Origin of the sequence: Nocardia sp. NPDC004654 (assembly GCF_040609595.1) — a bacterium.
Lineage (GTDB): Bacteria > Actinomycetota > Actinomycetes > Mycobacteriales > Mycobacteriaceae > Nocardia.
This window is the reverse complement of the sequence record NZ_JBEXKI010000011.1, coordinates 182,195-196,349: the sequence shown is the minus strand read 5'-3', so window position 1 is coordinate 196,349 and position 14,155 is coordinate 182,195. Positions and strand designations below refer to the sequence as shown.

The window sequence follows — 14,155 nt, the reverse complement described above, 5'->3', positions numbered from 1 at the left end:
GCCGTCCGGAAGTAGTCTCGAAGCGTGTCATTTCAGCTGAACGCCATCCCCCTGCTGTCCCGCGCCGCGGTCGATCGAGCCGAGGAGATCCGCGCCGACGAGAAAGCGCTCGAGGAGGGGTGGGCCAAGGCCGGGCTGCTCCGCATCACCCGGCGGGGGCAGGTGCGCTTCGAGGGCGGTGCGCTGGTGCTGGACGCGGCCGTCGAACTGTCCGCCGAGCCGAATCCGGCGGCGGTGTTCCTCGGCGTCGCCGAGGGCAGGCACCTGTGGGCGGTCCGCGACAACGAACTCACGGGCGAACTCACCGACCTGCGCGTCGTCGCGGGCGAGCTGGACGACTTCACCGCCGGACTGCTCTCCACCGCGATGGCGCTGCTGAACTGGCACGACAAGTCGGCCTTCAGCGCGTACGACGGTTCGGCGACGTCGGCGGCCAAGGGCGGCTGGTCGCGGGTCACCGAGAGCGGGCACGAGGAGTTCCCGCGCATCGACCCGGCCGTCATCGTCCTGATCCACGACGGCGGCGACCGGGTGCTGCTCGCTCGCCAGCACGCCTGGCCGAATACCTTGTTCTCGCTGCTCGCCGGTTTCGTCGAAGCGGGCGAGTCGCTGGAGCGCTGTGTGGCGCGCGAGATGCGCGAGGAGGTCGGCCTCGACGTCCGCGACATCCACTACCTGGGCAGTCAGCCGTGGCCGTTCCCTCGGTCGCTGATGCTCGGCTTCGCCGCGGTCGCCGACCCGGAGCAGCCGCTGACCTTCTCCGACGGCGAGATCGCCGAGGCGCACTGGTTCACCAGGGCCGAGGTGCGCGAGGCGCTCGCGGCCGGGGATTGGTCCGGCCAGCGCGAGGGCGTGCGACTGCTGCTGCCCGGCTCCATCTCGATCGCGCGCACCATCGTCGAATCGTGGGCGGCGCTGGACTGAGCGTCAGGCCAGGGCGGCGAGGGTCTGCTTGACGGTGGCCAACGACGGGTTGGTCGCCGTCGAGCCGTCCGCGAACTTCACCGTCGGCACCACGTGATTGCCGTTGTTGACGCTGCCGACGAACTCGGCCGAGGCCGGGTCCTGCTCGATATCGATCTCGACATAGCTGATACCGGACTCGTCCAGCTGCTTCTTCAACCTGCGGCAGTAGCCGCACCAGGTGGTCGAGTACATGGTCAGAACGGGGTTCACGTCAGTCACGGATCCATTCAACGCTGTACTACCTCGTCCTGTTCCACGATGTCCGGTATTTCGCGGGTGCGGACGGCGGCGGCCGGTTGTCGGACCGTGCTGCCATGATGGTGCCCGTGCCCGCTATCGACCTCGACGCCCTGGACCCCGAACAGGCCGCCGCCGTCCGGGCGCCGCGCGGGCCGGTCTGCGTGCTCGCGGGCGCGGGCACCGGCAAGACCCGCACCATCACGCATCGCATCGCGCATCTCGTGTCGGCGGGGCACGTCAAGCCCGACCAGGTGCTCGCGGTCACTTTCACCGCGCGCGCCGCGGGCGAGTTGCGCGGCCGGTTGCGCGCGCTCGGTCTCGGCGGCGAGGCGACTCGAGTGCAGGCACGGACTTTCCACGCCGCGGCGCTGCGCCAGTTGAAGTACTTCTGGCCGCAGGTCGTCGGCGACGTGCCGTGGCGGCTGTTGGATGGCAAGTTCGCGGTGGTGGCGCAGGCGGCGCACCGGGCCGGGCTGAGCACCGCGACCGAGAGCGTCCGCGACCTGCTCACCGAGATCGAATGGGCCAAGTCCTCGCTGCTCGCCCCGGAGGACTATCCGGCCGCGGCCGCCAAGCAGCACCGGGAGCCGCCGTACGCCGCGGCGCGGGTGGCCGAGGTCTACGCGGGCTACGAGTCGCTGAAGGCGTCCGCGGACGGCCTGCTGCTCGATTTCGACGATCTCCTGCTGCACACCGCCGCCGCGCTGGAGGACTACCCGGCCGTCGCCGACGAATTCCGCGGTCGCTACCGCAGTTTCGTCGTCGACGAGTACCAGGACGTCACGCCGCTCCAGCAGCGGGTGCTCGACGCCTGGCTCGGTGATCGCGACGATCTGACGGTCGTCGGCGACGCGAACCAGACGATCTACTCCTTCACCGGCGCCACCCCCAGCTACCTGCTCGACTTCTCGCGGCGTTTCCCGGACGCGACAGTCGTCCGATTGGAGCGCGACTACCGTTCGACGCCGCAGGTGGTGTCGCTGGCCAATCGGGTGATCGGCGCCGCGCGCGGCCGCATCGCGGGCACTCGGCTCCAGCTGATCGGCCAACGCCCGGACGGTCCGGAGCCGGAGTTCACCGAGTACGACGACGCACCGGCCGAGGCGGCGGGCGTCGCGAACGAGATCAAAAGGCTGATCGCGGCGGGCACCCCCGCGGCGGAGATCGCCGTGCTCTATCGCATCAATGCCCAGTCCGAGGCCTACGAGCAGGCGCTCACCGAGCGCGGCATTCCTTATCAAGTGCGCGGCGGCGAGGGATTCTTCCAGCGCGCCGAGGTCAGGCAGGCCGTGCAGGCGCTGCGCCAGGCCGCCGCCCGCGATGATCTGCCCGATCAGTCCCGGCGCGGTGCGGCCCTGGTCACCTTGGTTCGGGCGGTGCTCGCCCCGGTCGGCCTGACCGCGACCGAACCCGCGGGCGCGCAAGCCCGCGAGCGGTGGTCGTCGCTGGTCGCGCTGGTCCGGCTGACCGAGGAACTGGTCGAGCACGACGCCGACCTGGAGCTGCCCGGCCTGCTGGGCGAGCTGGCCGCCCGCGCCGAGGCCAGGCACCCACCGACCGTGCAGGGCGTGACGCTCGCCTCGCTGCACGCGGCCAAGGGTCTGGAGTGGGACGCGGTCTTCCTGGTCGGGCTCGCCGACGGCACGCTGCCGATCGCGCACGCGCTCGCCGACGACGGCTCGGTCGGCGATCAGGCCGCGCTGGAAGAGGAACGCAGGCTGCTGTACGTGGGCGTGACACGGGCGCGCGAGCATCTGCGGCTGTCCTGGGCGCTGTCGCGCGGTGAGGGCAGCAGGCGCACCCGCAGGCGTTCCCGTTTCCTCAACGGTCTGGTGCCCGACGATTCCCCCGCGTCGCGGATCGCGGCGTCGACCGGGCGTCCCGAGCACAACGGGATACGCCCGTCCTGCCGGGTCTGCGCGAAGCCGTTGATCGGCACCTACGCCACCATGCTGGGCCGTTGCCGTCGCTGCCCCGCCGAACTGGACGCGGCGCTGTTGGCGGCGCTGAAGGAGTGGCGCGCCGAAAAGGCCGAGGCACTGCGGGTTCGGGAGTTCGTGGTGTTCACCGACACCACGCTCACCGCGATCGCCGAGCAACTGCCCGCCGACGACCGTGCACTGGAAGCGATCCCGGGCATCGGGGCGAAGAAGATCGTCGACTACGGGGCCGACGTGCTCGCGATCGTCGCGTCGCGAGTCCGGTCGACATCACAAAACCGCAGGTAGAAAATAGGTTGTCGGTTCCGTCGACATTGCATATGGTGGGAATCACGCACCGGGAGGGCATTCCGGCGCGCGAAACTGAACGACACAACGAGAACAGGAGGGAGGCAGACCAATGAACGGCATCAACAACTTCGGCGCCATCGGCGTTGCGGTCGATATGTCCATGTCGGCCTCCCGGGGGATCCTCGCTTTGCAGGGGATCGGTCTGTCCTCGGTAAGTGTGTGCGGTTTTGGTACGCCGGCGACGATTTCGCCGGCGCATCGGCCGATTCACACCCTTCTCCAGGACAAGCCCAGCGGGGGCTGGCAGCCGACCGCCAATGCGGCCGTCGGCGTCGTCGCTCGCGAAGCCGGCTATGAGCCGGCGGCCGAGCCCATGGCAGACATCGATCTGCTGCCGGCAGCACGCCTCCGCACCGCACACCCAGCGACCGTGATCAGGAATCGACACAGGTGTCGACCTAGGTAGGGGACCCACCCCAGACCTCCTGGCCACGGCTCGCACGAAGCGAAACCGTGGCCAGTACTTTTAAGCGGCCCTTCAGCCGTTTGCCACCGGTTTCGTGGACAACTAACGAACCGCTGCAAACCGAACTGAAGGAGAACAACGTGTTCCCCGCAGAGAGCTGGCCGCAGGCCACCGCTGTCACCCGGGAGGTCACCAAGGTCCTGCCCTGTCGAGCCGGAGATCCCGATCTCTGGTTCGCGGAGAGCCCGGGCCAGCTGGAGCAGGCCAAGGCGCTGTGCGCGTCTTGCCCGATCCGCAAGGGCTGCCTGACCGCGGCCATCGATCGGCGCGAGCCTTGGGGCGTATGGGGCGGTGAGATCTTCGACCAGGGTGTCGTGATCGCCCGCAAGCGTCCGCGCGGTCGTCCGCGCAAGGTCGCGGTTCCGGCGTGAGAGCCGGGCCCTGGCCTCTCCTCCCTCCGGTCGCTGAGGCCCAACCGTCCGATCCGGACCCCAGCCGGGCCCAGGAACGAGAAAGCAGACGAGCCGCTCACCTCGAGATCAGGTGGGCGGCCCGTTTGCGTTGTGGGGGAGTGTTTTTCGCGCCGGTCAGCTGGCCGAGCGTTCGTCGCGCAGGCCGGGCAGCCAAGTCGTGGCCAGCTGCATGAACGGCACCTCGGCGTCCAGCTGGGCCAGGATGCCCACCGAGCCGCCGAGCACCCGGAAGATCATCACGTGTTCGGCCGGAAGTTGCAGCGCCCGAGCCGTTTTCATCTCCGCGCTGGTGAAGTCGGTCGCCTTGCCCGCGACGCGCTGCATCCACCGGCGGGTGAAGTGGAACGAGTCGGTCTTGATCGGATCGGCGAACGGCCGCAGATAGTCGGCGATTTCCCGATGGGTGACGGTGCGGCCGGGGATCACCCATCCGTTGTCGTACATCAACTGGGTCAGCCCGTCGTAGTCCTCCTCGACGGCCATCGCCAGCATCCGCCCGAGAATCTCGGGGAAACCGTTGGGCAGCGGCGCGCACGCGCCGAAATCGATCACGGCCAGCCTGCCGTCGGCCAGCGCCATGAAGTTGCCCGGATGCGGATCGGCGTGCAGCAGTCCGACGGTCTCGGGCGAGGAGAAGTGAAAACGGCCCATCAGCAGCGCTACCCGGTTGCGCAGGGTCACGGTGCCCTCGGGATCGTCGGCGCCCGCCTTGATGATCTGGGACACCGGAGTTCCCTCGAGCCATTCGGTCACGATCACCTTCGGCGCGGAGGCCACCACCTTCGGCACCACGATCTCCGGGTGTCCATCGAAGGCCTTGGCGAACGCACGCTGGTTCGCGGCCTCGTTGCGGTAGTCCAGCTCCTCCTCGGTGCGCTCGGTGATCTCGGCCAGGATCGGCTTGACGTCCGCGCCGGGGATCACCGAGGAGATCAGGCCGGTCATCCGCGACAACGTCTTGAGGTCGGCGCGCAGCGCCTCGTCGGCGCCCGGGTACTGCACCTTCACCGCCACGGTGCGACCATCTGACCACTCCGCCTTGTGCACCTGTCCGATGCTCGCCGAGGCGGACGGTGCGTCCTCGAAGGAACGGAAGCGCTGCCGCCACTGGGTGCCGAGTTGCTGATCCAGCACCCGGTGCACCGTCTCCGCTGGCATCGGCGGTGCGGCGGCCTGCAACTTGGTCAGCGCGTCGCGGTAGTGCTCACCGAACTCCTCGGGAACCGCGGCCTCCATCACACTCAGCGCCTGCCCGAACTTCATCGCGCCGCCCTTGAGCTCGCCCAACACGGTGAAAAGCTGTTCGGCGGCCCGCTGGTTCAGCTGCGCGCTGATCTCGCCCTTGTCACCGCCCGCGAGCCTCTTGCCGAAGCCGACGGCGGCCCGACCGGCGATACCCAGCGGAATCTTGGCTAACTTGGCGTTTCGGGACGAGCTACGGCGCACGATCTCAGACACCTCCCCATCATGGCCGAAGCACCCGGAGCTTTGCCATGGCAATTGCGAGTTTTCGATCTCACGTTGCGCTCCCCGCGCCGATCGTGCGACAACCACAGGCGGCGTGTGGCGCCCAGTACCTTCGCTGGAGCAGGTGCGAATCGAGGTCCAACTCGAGCGTGGCGTCCAGCGTCGCGGGAGGTCGGCGCGGCGAGCAGTCGAGGATCGCCTCGAGTTCGCCGAGCGCGAGCGCCGCCGTCGCCGCGATGGCGGCGGGCGAGGCGTGCCCGACCCGGCCGAGCAGCTGGGCGGCGAGGTGGGGCCACTCCGCGTCGTAGTCGACGCGCGTCAGGTCGGCGCAGCGCAGGCAGCTGGTCTCGCCGGGCAGCACCAGCGGACCGACGACACCCGTTCCGTCGCGCACGCGCACCGGGAGATGCGGAATGCGGTGCAGCACAAGTTCGCTCGCCAGACGCGGGTCGGTGACCACGGTGTCGGCGAGCACCACGAGATCGTCGGCGCGCGGTCCCGTGACCACGGCCTCCGGTGCGTCCCCGCGCGACCGCACCGGGCGGATGCCGACGCGGCGCAATCCCGCCGAGATCGCGTCCGAGAGCGGGCCGAGGCCGTGTACCCGCACCGCGCGGATCGGGCCGGGACGATCTCGCGGCTGCACCAGTAGCCCCGCGGCATCGATCTCCTCCAGCAGCGTGACGGCGCGTTCGGCGGCGACGCCGTTGCGGCCCGCTTGCCACAGGATCTGCGGCCGCGTTCGCAGCCCATCGAGCAGACGGAGGAAGCCGAGCACGGCCTGCGTGTCCAGCTCCGGCGGTTCGAGGAGCAGTGCGCGTTCCGGATCCCAGCCGAGCTGGACCACCCCGGACGGGCGAACGAGGATCGTCACCCGGGGATGCAGCATCGGGCCCTGCGGGCGCAACGTGGTCATGGCAAGCAGTATGCGCACCACGCCCGACGCGAACGGGCGCGAAACCGGTGGTTATCCACAGGAATTCGCGCTGTTCACAGGGGAATTCTCAGGACTTGTCGTCGCCCTTGTTCAGGTCCGGTCCGTCGCCGCCCTCGCCCTCGGCCTCCGCGCGCTCGCGCGCCTCGGTCTCGGCCAGCTGCGCCAGCGGGTCGTCGAACGCGGTCGTTCCGCCGCCGATGACCGAGTCGATGAAGCCCGCGGGGGTGTCCAGGTCCTCGGAGTCGGGCAGCAGGTCCGGATGCGCCCAGACGCCGTCGCGGGCGTCGATACCCGCGTCGGTGGTCAGCCGCCGCCACAGCTGCGCGGCCTCGCGCAGCTTGCGCGGCCGCAACTCCAGGCCGACCAGCGTGGCGAAGGTCTGCTCGGCGGGCCCGCCGGTAGCGCGGCGGCGGCGCAGCGTCTCGGCGAGCGCGCCCGCGCCGGGCAGCCGGTCGCCGACCGCATCGGTGACCACGACCTGCACCCAGCCCTCGATCAGGGCGAGCAGCGTCTCGAGCCGTTCCAGCGCCTGCTTCTGCTCCGGTGTGGTCTGCGGTTCGAACGCGCCCTGCGCCAGGATCTCCTCGAGCTTCGACGGGTCGGTCAGCGACATCGGGTCGATGCCCTGGGCGGCCTGCTCGAGCGCGGAGAAGTCCATCTTGATGCCGCGCGCGTAGTCCTCCACCGCGCCGAGCACCTGCTGACGCAGCCACGGCACGTGCGCGAACAGCCGCTGGTGGGCCGCCTCCCTGGCCGCGAGGAACACCAGGATCTCGCTCTCCGGCTGTTCCAAGCCCGCGCTGAACTCCGCGATCGCGGTGGGCAGCAGCGCGCCGGTGCCGGTCGGGCCGAGCGGCAGACCGATATCGGTGGAGGTCAGCACCTCCTTGGCCAGCTGGCCGAGCGCCTGGCCGAGCTGCGAGCCGAACGCGAGACCGCCCATCTGGCCGAGCATGCCGACCATCGGCGCGGCGAATTCCCTGGCCTCCTCGGGTAGTTGCGCGGTCCACATGCCCGAGATCTGCTCGGCGACCGGGTCGCACAACCGCTTCCAGGTGGACAGCGTCTCCTCGATCCAGTCGTTGGCCGTCCACGCCACGGTCTTCGGCGCGCCCGCGGGCAGCGTCGTCGCGTCGTCGAGCCAGAGTTCGGCGAGGCGCGCCGCGTCGGCCACCGCCTGCTGGGTGCTCGCCGAGACGGGCGTCACAGCCGAGCCGAGCTGCTGGCGCGCCAGACGCTTGGCGACGTCGTAGTTGACCGGACCCGCGGACGCGCCGCCGGGTTGTCCCATGCCGCTGAGCATTTGACCGAGCGAGGTCAACATCTGGCCGAGCTGCGCGGGATCGAATCCGGCCGCGCCGCCGCCGATCGGGAAGCCGAACGGATTGTTCGCCCCGGGACCGTTCGGCTCTTCGCCGCGCTTGCGCGGGTCATCGTCGTCACGGTTCGAGAATCCGAACGGGAAGTCAGTCATGCCTCTAACGTTACGCGCGGACAATCGGCGCGTGACGTGGGCGGCCCGTGCTCGACCAGCTGGCACGCCCTTTACGCGCACAGCGAACGACCGCGCGGCGCGCGCACGGATTCCGCGCCTGCACCGTCCGCCGCCGTGGAGGATCACTATGGTGGGCGGGGTGAATCGTCGGATCCTCACCCTCCTTGCCGCGCTCGTTCCGGTGCTCGTGCTCGGTGTCATCGGCACCGTGGTCAAGGTGCCGTTCGTCGCGCTCGGACCCGGGCCCACCTTCAACACTCTCGGCGAGGTCGACGGCAAGCAGGTCGTCGACGTGGTCGGCGCCGAACTCGATCCGGCGAGCGGGCACCTGAACATGACCACGGTGGCGGTGCGCGACGGACTGAACTTGTTCGAGGCGTTCGGCTTCTGGGTCAGCGGCCAGCACGGTCTGGTCCCGCGCGCCGAGGTGTATCCGCCCGGCGTGCCGCGTGAGGAGATCGACAAGTCCAATCAGCAGGAGTTCAAGGACTCCGAGGGCAATGCCGAGGTCGCGGCGCTGCACTACCTGAAGCTGCCGACCGTCGTGCTGATCCGCAATGTCGGCGACGACGCTCCCGCCAAGGACGCGCTGCGCCCCGGCGACGAACTCGTCAGCGTGAACGGCGCGCCGATCACGACGCCCAAAGACCTGGTCACCGCGGTCTCCACGCAGTCGCCGGGCAGCCAGTTGACCGTGGTGTTCCGCCGCGACAACGCCGAGCAGACCGCGACCATCACCCTCGGCGCGCGCCCGGACGATCCGGCCAAGGGCTACCTCGGCGTCACCCCGGGCGAGGGCGCGCTGCCGCCCATGCAGGTCACCTTCAACCTGGCCGACATCGGCGGCCCGTCGGCGGGACTGATGTTCAGCCTCGCCCTCATCGACAAGCTGAGCCCCGGCGACCTGGACGGTGGCAAGTTCGTCGCGGGCACCGGCACCATCGATCAGGACGGCGCGGTCGGCCCGATCGGCGGCATTCAATACAAGATGATGGCCGCGCGCGAGGCGGGCGCCGAGACCTTCCTGGTGCCCGCGGCCAACTGCAACGAGGCCAGGCAGCGCACTCCCGAAGGCTTGCGCCTGGTCAAGGTGGAGACCCTCGAGGGCGCGGTGCGGTCGCTCGAGTCGATGAACGCGGGCGTCGAGGCGCCGAGCTGCGGCTGATTCCGCGGCTGATCAGTCCAGCGTGTGGTGCAGCGCCTCGATGAGGTTCGGCGCCAGGTTCGGGTAGGTCCGCAGGTCGAGGTCACCGAAATCGTCCTCGTCGTCCTGCGGGCGCACCTGCAACAGCGACAGCGACGCGCCGTCGCGCAGGACGGCGGCGAACAGTCGCGCCTCGCGACGGCCCGGGTGCGCCTCGGCGGCGGCGCGGGCCGCGGCGTCGGCGGCCTCGTGGTCGGCGAGCAGCGGTGCGAGCGCGTCGTCGAGGGTGCTCTCGGCGTCCGGCGGCAGCACCACGATCTCCTGCACCAGCACACAACCTTTGACGGCGGGTGGCCAGCTCGTGGTGGCGAGGAATTCGTCGAGCGCCATCGAACCGCCGGTGATGTCGTCGGGCAACGGCTCCTGCGCGATCGGAGTCAGCTCGTCGCCCTGGTCGATCTGATCGAGCAGGCCGGGTTCGGCCGCGACCAGATCGGCGGTCGGCACCAGCGCGAACATCTGCGGCGGACGGCCCCAGCCCTCGGCGTCGGCGAACTCCGCGACTTCCCGGACGGCGCGGGACAGGACAAGCTCGGCGTGCAGATCGGCGTTCACGGTGGACATCCTCGCATCACCACCGCGAGCCGATCGGCGAAGCCACCGAAATCGATTCCGGCGAGCTCACCGAGGCCACACACGACGTCGCGATGTCCGTTTCCGTAGAGTGGGCGCCAGACGGTCCGCGAGGACCGAACCGCAACGTCGGAATGCGGCGCACCGACCGAATATGCCGGTTGGGCGCCGCCGGACCCTGGAGAGTGGCACCGTGGGCATGCGGCCCCCAACCGGCTTACCTTCGTTGTCCCGACGCAGCCGCGTGCTGCTGGTGGCGGCCATCATCCTGGCGGCGTTGCTGCTGTTGGGGCCACGGCTGACCGATACCTATACCAACTGGCTGTGGTTCGGTGAGGTCGGTTTCCGCGACGTGTATCTCACCGTGCTGCGCACCCGCATCCTGCTGTTCCTCGCGGTCGCGGTGTTCGTCGGTCTCGTGGTCTGGCTCGCGTTGCTGCTCGCCTATCGGACGAGGCCGGTGTTCGTCCCGGCCGCCGGGCCGAACGATCCGATCGCGCGCTACCGCACCACCGTGATGAGCAAGCTCAAGCTGTTCGGCATCGGCATCCCGGTGCTGCTCGGTCTGCTCTCCGGCCTGGTGGCCCAGTCGAACTGGGTGACGGTGCAGCTGTTCCTCAACGGCGGCTCCTTCGGCGAGACCGATCCCCAGTTCGGCCTCGACGTCGGTTTCTACGCCTTCGATCTGCCGTTCTACCGGATGGTGCTGAACTGGCTCTTCGTCGCGGTGGTCATCGCGTTCTTCGCGAACCTGGTGACGCACTACATCTTCGGCGGCCTGCGGCTGAGCGGTCGCGAGGGCACGCTCACCAAGCCCGCGCGCATCCAGCTCGCCGTGCTCGCCGGAATCTTCGTGCTGCTCAAGGCGATCGCCTACTGGTTCGACCGCTACGAGCTGCTCTCCAGCGCGCGCAAGGAACCCACCTTCACCGGTGGTTCGTTCACCGACATCAACGCGGTGCTGCCCGCCAAGCTGATCCTGCTGTCCATCGCGGTGATCTGCGCGCTGGCGTTCTTTGCGGGCATCGTGCTGCGCGACTTGCGCGTGCCCGCCATGGCCGCAGCGCTGCTCGTGCTCTCCTCGATCCTGGTCGGCGCGGTGTGGCCGCTGGTGGTCGAGCAGTTCTCGGTGCGCCCGAACGCCGCGGACAAGGAGTCGGAGTACATCGAGCGCAACATCGCCGCGACCAGGCAGGCGTTCGGCATCACCGACGACAAGGTCGATTACCAGAACTACAAGGGCGACGGCACCAAGAACCCGCGCGACGTTCCCGCCGACCGCACCACCATCTCCAACATCCGGCTGCTCGATCCGAACATCCTGTCGCCCACCTTCACGCAGCTACGCCAGCTGAAGAACTTCTACGGCTTCCCCAACCCGCTCGACATCGACCGCTACACCATCGACGGTGAGGTCCAGGACTACATCGTCGCGGCGCGCGAGCTGGAGCCGCAGAGCCTGAAGGACAATCAGACCGACTGGATCAACCGGCACACCGTCTACACCCACGGCAACGGCTTCGTCGCCGCCCCGGCCAACCGCATCAACAAGGCCGCGGCCAAGGACGCGACCGTCGCGGGCAGCAGCGACAGCGGTTCTCCGGTCTTCGACGACGGCCCGCTGAGCTTCGTCAGCGACATCTCCACGCCGCAGGACCGCCAGGCCATCAAGGTCGACCAGCCGCGCATCTACTTCGGTGAGCTGATCTCCCAGTCCGACGCCGACTACGCCATCGTCGGCGCGGCCGGGCAGCCCGCGCGCGAATACGACCTGGACAACGTGCAGTACACCTACACCGGTTCCGGCGGCGTGCCGATCGGGTCCTGGTTCAACCGGCTGGCCTTCGCCGCCAAGTACGCCGAGCGCAACATCCTGTTCTCCGGCGCCATCGGCGACGACTCGAAGATCATCTTCAACCGCGATCCGCGCGAGCGGATCGAGAAGGTCGCGCCCTGGCTGACCGCCGACGGCAACGCCTACCCCGCGGTGGTGGACAAGCGCATCGTCTGGATCGTCGACGCCTACACCACGCTGGACAACTACCCGTACGCGCAGAGCACCTCGCTGGAGGGCGCGGTCGAGGACAGCGTCGACAAGAAGACCGGACGGCTGCTGCCCCGCAAGGAGGTCAGCTACATCCGCAACTCGGTGAAGGCCACCGTCGACGCCTACGACGGCACCGTCACCCTGTACGAGGTCGACTCCGCCGATCCGGTGCTGAAGGCCTGGCGCGGGGTGTTCCCGAACGCGGTGAAGCCGGAGGGCGACATCTCGCCGGAGCTGCGCGCGCACTTCCGCTACCCGGAAGACCTGTTCAAGGTGCAGCGCGAGATGCTCAGCAAGTACCACGTGAACGATCCGCGAGAGTTCTTCACCAACAACGCGTTCTGGTCGGTGCCGAGCGATCCGACGATCGAGGGCGGCACCTTCAAGCAGCCGCCGTACTACGCGTTGGTCGGTGACCCGAAGAGCGGACGGCCCGAGTTCAATCTGACCAGCGCTATGGTCGGCTTCAACCGGCAGTATCTGTCGGCCTATATCTCGGTGAGTTCGGATCCGGGGAACTACGGCAAGTTCACGGTCTTGCAGCTGCCGACGGATTCGCAGACGCAGGGTCCGCAGCAAACGCAGAACACGATGACCATCAACGACGAGGTCTCGCGCGACAAAACGCTGTTGCAGGGTTCCAACAAGATCAAATATGGCAATCTGCTCACCTTGCCGATCGCCGACGGCGGCATTCTCTACGTCGAGCCGCTGTACACCGAACGCAACAGCGGACCGAACACCTCGACCTTCCCGCAGCTGGCCCGCGTGCTCGTGAGCTATCGCGATCCCGCGACCGGGTCGGTGCTGGTCGGCTACGAGCCGACGCTCGCCGCGGCCCTAGACAAGATCTTCCCCGGCAGCGGCAGCGCCGCGACAGCTCCGGGAGTCGAGACGCCGAACCAGCAGGGAACGACCCCGCCACCGAACCAGGGGACGACCCCGCCGCCACCGAACGCCCAGGGCACCACCCCGCCGCCGCCGAACGCGAAGGACGCTGCGGTCCTGGAACTGGACGCGGCCCTGCGCAATGTGCGCGACGCTCAGCGCAGCGGTGATCTCGCCAGTCTCGGTGCGGCGTTCAGCAGGTTGGAGCAGGCGATCAAGGCGTACGAAGCCAGCGGTCGCTGAGCCTGAAATAGAAAGCGGCGCTGCCATCCCCAGTGATGGCAGCGCCGCTTCTGTGTGCTGGTGCGGTGACGGGGTTTCGGCGTCAGTTGCCCAGCGAGTCGATCAGCGCGCTGTGCTGCGACAGCAGCTGCTGGTACTGGCCCTCCAGGCCGTACTGCTTGGCCAGCTCGGCGCCGGTGCTCTTGACCTGCTCGACGACGTCCTGGCTCTGCTCGACCGCGGGGGCGGGAAGCTCGGGCGCGGCGGGCAGCGCGGGGGCGACGGGCTCGGCCTCCGGCTCCGGAGCGGACTGGCCCGCCTGCAGGTACTGGCCGCAGGTCGGCCAGGCGCCGACGCCCTGGGTGGCGAGCACGTTCTCGGCGACCCGGATCTGCTCTTCCTTGCTGGCGTTGTGGGCGTAGCCGGTGCCGCCGTTGGCGGCCCAGGTGCTCTGCGAGAACTGCAGGCCGCCGTAGTAGCCGTTACCGGTGTTGATCCCCCAGTTGCCACCGCTCTCGCACTGTGCGACGCCGTCCCAGTTGTGGGTCGGGGCGGCGGAGGCCGTGGCGGTGGAGAGTGCGAACGGGACGGCAACAAAGGCGCCGGTGATGGCGGCGAGGCCGAGGGCGCGGGTGCTGAACTTCCGGTTCTCAGACATGGTGGTTTCCCTCCCTGCGCCCACCGACTCGACGAGTGCCATCGCGTCCCTGTCCCCAGGAGGTCGGGGATCCTCGAACCGCGGGACAGGGTCGCCGGTGTTCGGCGGTTCGAGTTCGAGCCCATCACGGTTGATCCGGGCCGTGGACCGACGGTAACGAATAAATCTCGGCAGATCACATCTTGATAACTCCGGGAATTGCATGAAGCGAATAACGCGAAAACCGATGTATTCCCAGGTGAGAAATGCCTCGAGTGCAGGTTCTGGTCGGTACGTTATAGCATCGTT

At 68.9% G+C, this 14,155-nt stretch carries 12 protein-coding genes; 6 read left to right on the top strand and 6 right to left on the bottom strand.

The genetic code is table 11. From position 1 onward, the window contains the following. Window positions 1-24: 24 nt before the first annotated feature. Window positions 25-924: an NAD(+) diphosphatase gene (gene nudC, locus ABZV58_RS31890; protein WP_355003901.1), complete on the top strand. Its 900-nt coding sequence runs from the start codon at window positions 25-27 to the stop codon at window positions 922-924. Between the two features lie 3 nt (window positions 925-927). Here the strand turns inward: nudC and ABZV58_RS31885 are convergent, their stop codons facing one another. Beyond that, the gene (locus ABZV58_RS31885; protein ID WP_067789586.1) at window positions 928-1,158 is read right to left on the bottom strand and encodes a mycoredoxin; all 231 of its coding nucleotides are present in this window, start codon (window positions 1,156-1,158) and stop codon (window positions 928-930) included. Window positions 1,159-1,280: 122 nt separating this feature from the next. Here ABZV58_RS31885 and ABZV58_RS31880 point away from each other — a divergent pair, with 122 nt between their 5' ends. From ABZV58_RS31880 to ABZV58_RS31870, 3 genes are all read left to right on the top strand, one after another. After that, complete coding sequence (locus ABZV58_RS31880) at window positions 1,281-3,434, top strand: ATP-dependent DNA helicase UvrD2 (RefSeq protein WP_355003900.1); 2,154 nt, start codon at window positions 1,281-1,283, stop codon at window positions 3,432-3,434. Between the two features lie 112 nt (window positions 3,435-3,546). Further along, window positions 3,547-3,903 carry a hypothetical protein gene (locus ABZV58_RS31875; protein WP_355003899.1) on the top strand — a complete coding sequence of 119 codons (357 nt, stop codon included), beginning with the start codon at window positions 3,547-3,549 and terminating at the stop codon, window positions 3,901-3,903. 140 nt (window positions 3,904-4,043) lie between these two features. Next, complete coding sequence (locus ABZV58_RS31870) at window positions 4,044-4,334, top strand: WhiB family transcriptional regulator (RefSeq protein WP_355003898.1); 291 nt, start codon at window positions 4,044-4,046, stop codon at window positions 4,332-4,334. Window positions 4,335-4,490: 156 nt separating this feature from the next. Here the strand turns inward: ABZV58_RS31870 and ABZV58_RS31865 are convergent, their stop codons facing one another. From ABZV58_RS31865 to ABZV58_RS31855, 3 genes are all read right to left on the bottom strand, one after another. Next, complete coding sequence (locus tag ABZV58_RS31865) at window positions 4,491-5,834, bottom strand: AarF/UbiB family protein (protein ID WP_355003897.1); 1,344 nt, start codon at window positions 5,832-5,834, stop codon at window positions 4,491-4,493. Window positions 5,835-5,892: 58 nt separating this feature from the next. Beyond that, a complete protein-coding gene (locus tag ABZV58_RS31860) occupies window positions 5,893-6,759 on the bottom strand; it encodes a hypothetical protein (RefSeq protein WP_355003896.1) in 867 nt (288 codons plus the stop codon). 88 nt (window positions 6,760-6,847) lie between these two features. Further along, window positions 6,848-8,254, bottom strand: coding sequence for a zinc-dependent metalloprotease (locus tag ABZV58_RS31855; protein ID WP_355003895.1), 1,407 nt, complete (start codon window positions 8,252-8,254; stop codon window positions 6,848-6,850). Window positions 8,255-8,414: 160 nt separating this feature from the next. On the opposite strand from ABZV58_RS31855, the gene ABZV58_RS31850 reads away from it, so the two are divergent. Next, entirely contained in the window at window positions 8,415-9,440 is a 1,026-nt protein-coding gene (locus ABZV58_RS31850; RefSeq protein ID WP_355003894.1) for a PDZ domain-containing protein, read from the top strand. 12 nt (window positions 9,441-9,452) lie between these two features. Here the strand turns inward: ABZV58_RS31850 and ABZV58_RS31845 are convergent, their stop codons facing one another. Then, window positions 9,453-10,043, bottom strand: a complete 591-nt coding sequence (locus tag ABZV58_RS31845) for a PPA1309 family protein (RefSeq protein WP_067789502.1) — start codon at window positions 10,041-10,043, stop codon at window positions 9,453-9,455. A 202-nt stretch (window positions 10,044-10,245) separates the two neighbouring features. Here ABZV58_RS31845 and ABZV58_RS31840 point away from each other — a divergent pair, with 202 nt between their 5' ends. Beyond that, the gene (locus ABZV58_RS31840) at window positions 10,246-13,230 is read left to right on the top strand and encodes a UPF0182 family protein (protein WP_355003893.1); all 2,985 of its coding nucleotides are present in this window, start codon (window positions 10,246-10,248) and stop codon (window positions 13,228-13,230) included. Window positions 13,231-13,312: 82 nt separating this feature from the next. Here ABZV58_RS31840 and ABZV58_RS31835 read toward each other — a convergent pair whose 3' ends face one another. Then, window positions 13,313-13,867, bottom strand: a complete 555-nt coding sequence (locus ABZV58_RS31835) for a transglycosylase family protein (protein ID WP_355003892.1) — start codon at window positions 13,865-13,867, stop codon at window positions 13,313-13,315. Window positions 13,868-14,155 lie beyond the last annotated feature (288 nt).

What these genes read in the sequence shown, in the direction of transcription:
- ABZV58_RS31855 (WP_355003895.1), bottom strand. Translation starts at nt 8,254, where the DNA reads ATGACTGACTTCCCGTTCGGATTCTCGAACCGTGACGACGATGACCCG.
- ABZV58_RS31845 (WP_067789502.1), bottom strand. Translation starts at nt 10,043, where the DNA reads ATGTCCACCGTGAACGCCGATCTGCACGCCGAGCTTGTCCTGTCCCGC.
- ABZV58_RS31880 (WP_355003900.1), top strand. Translation starts at nt 1,281, where the DNA reads ATGATGGTGCCCGTGCCCGCTATCGACCTCGACGCCCTGGACCCCGAA.
- ABZV58_RS31835 (WP_355003892.1), bottom strand. Translation starts at nt 13,867, where the DNA reads ATGTCTGAGAACCGGAAGTTCAGCACCCGCGCCCTCGGCCTCGCCGCC.
- ABZV58_RS31875 (WP_355003899.1), top strand. Translation starts at nt 3,547, where the DNA reads ATGAACGGCATCAACAACTTCGGCGCCATCGGCGTTGCGGTCGATATG.
- ABZV58_RS31860 (WP_355003896.1), bottom strand. Translation starts at nt 6,759, where the DNA reads ATGACCACGTTGCGCCCGCAGGGCCCGATGCTGCATCCCCGGGTGACG.
- ABZV58_RS31885 (WP_067789586.1), bottom strand. Translation starts at nt 1,158, where the DNA reads ATGTACTCGACCACCTGGTGCGGCTACTGCCGCAGGTTGAAGAAGCAG.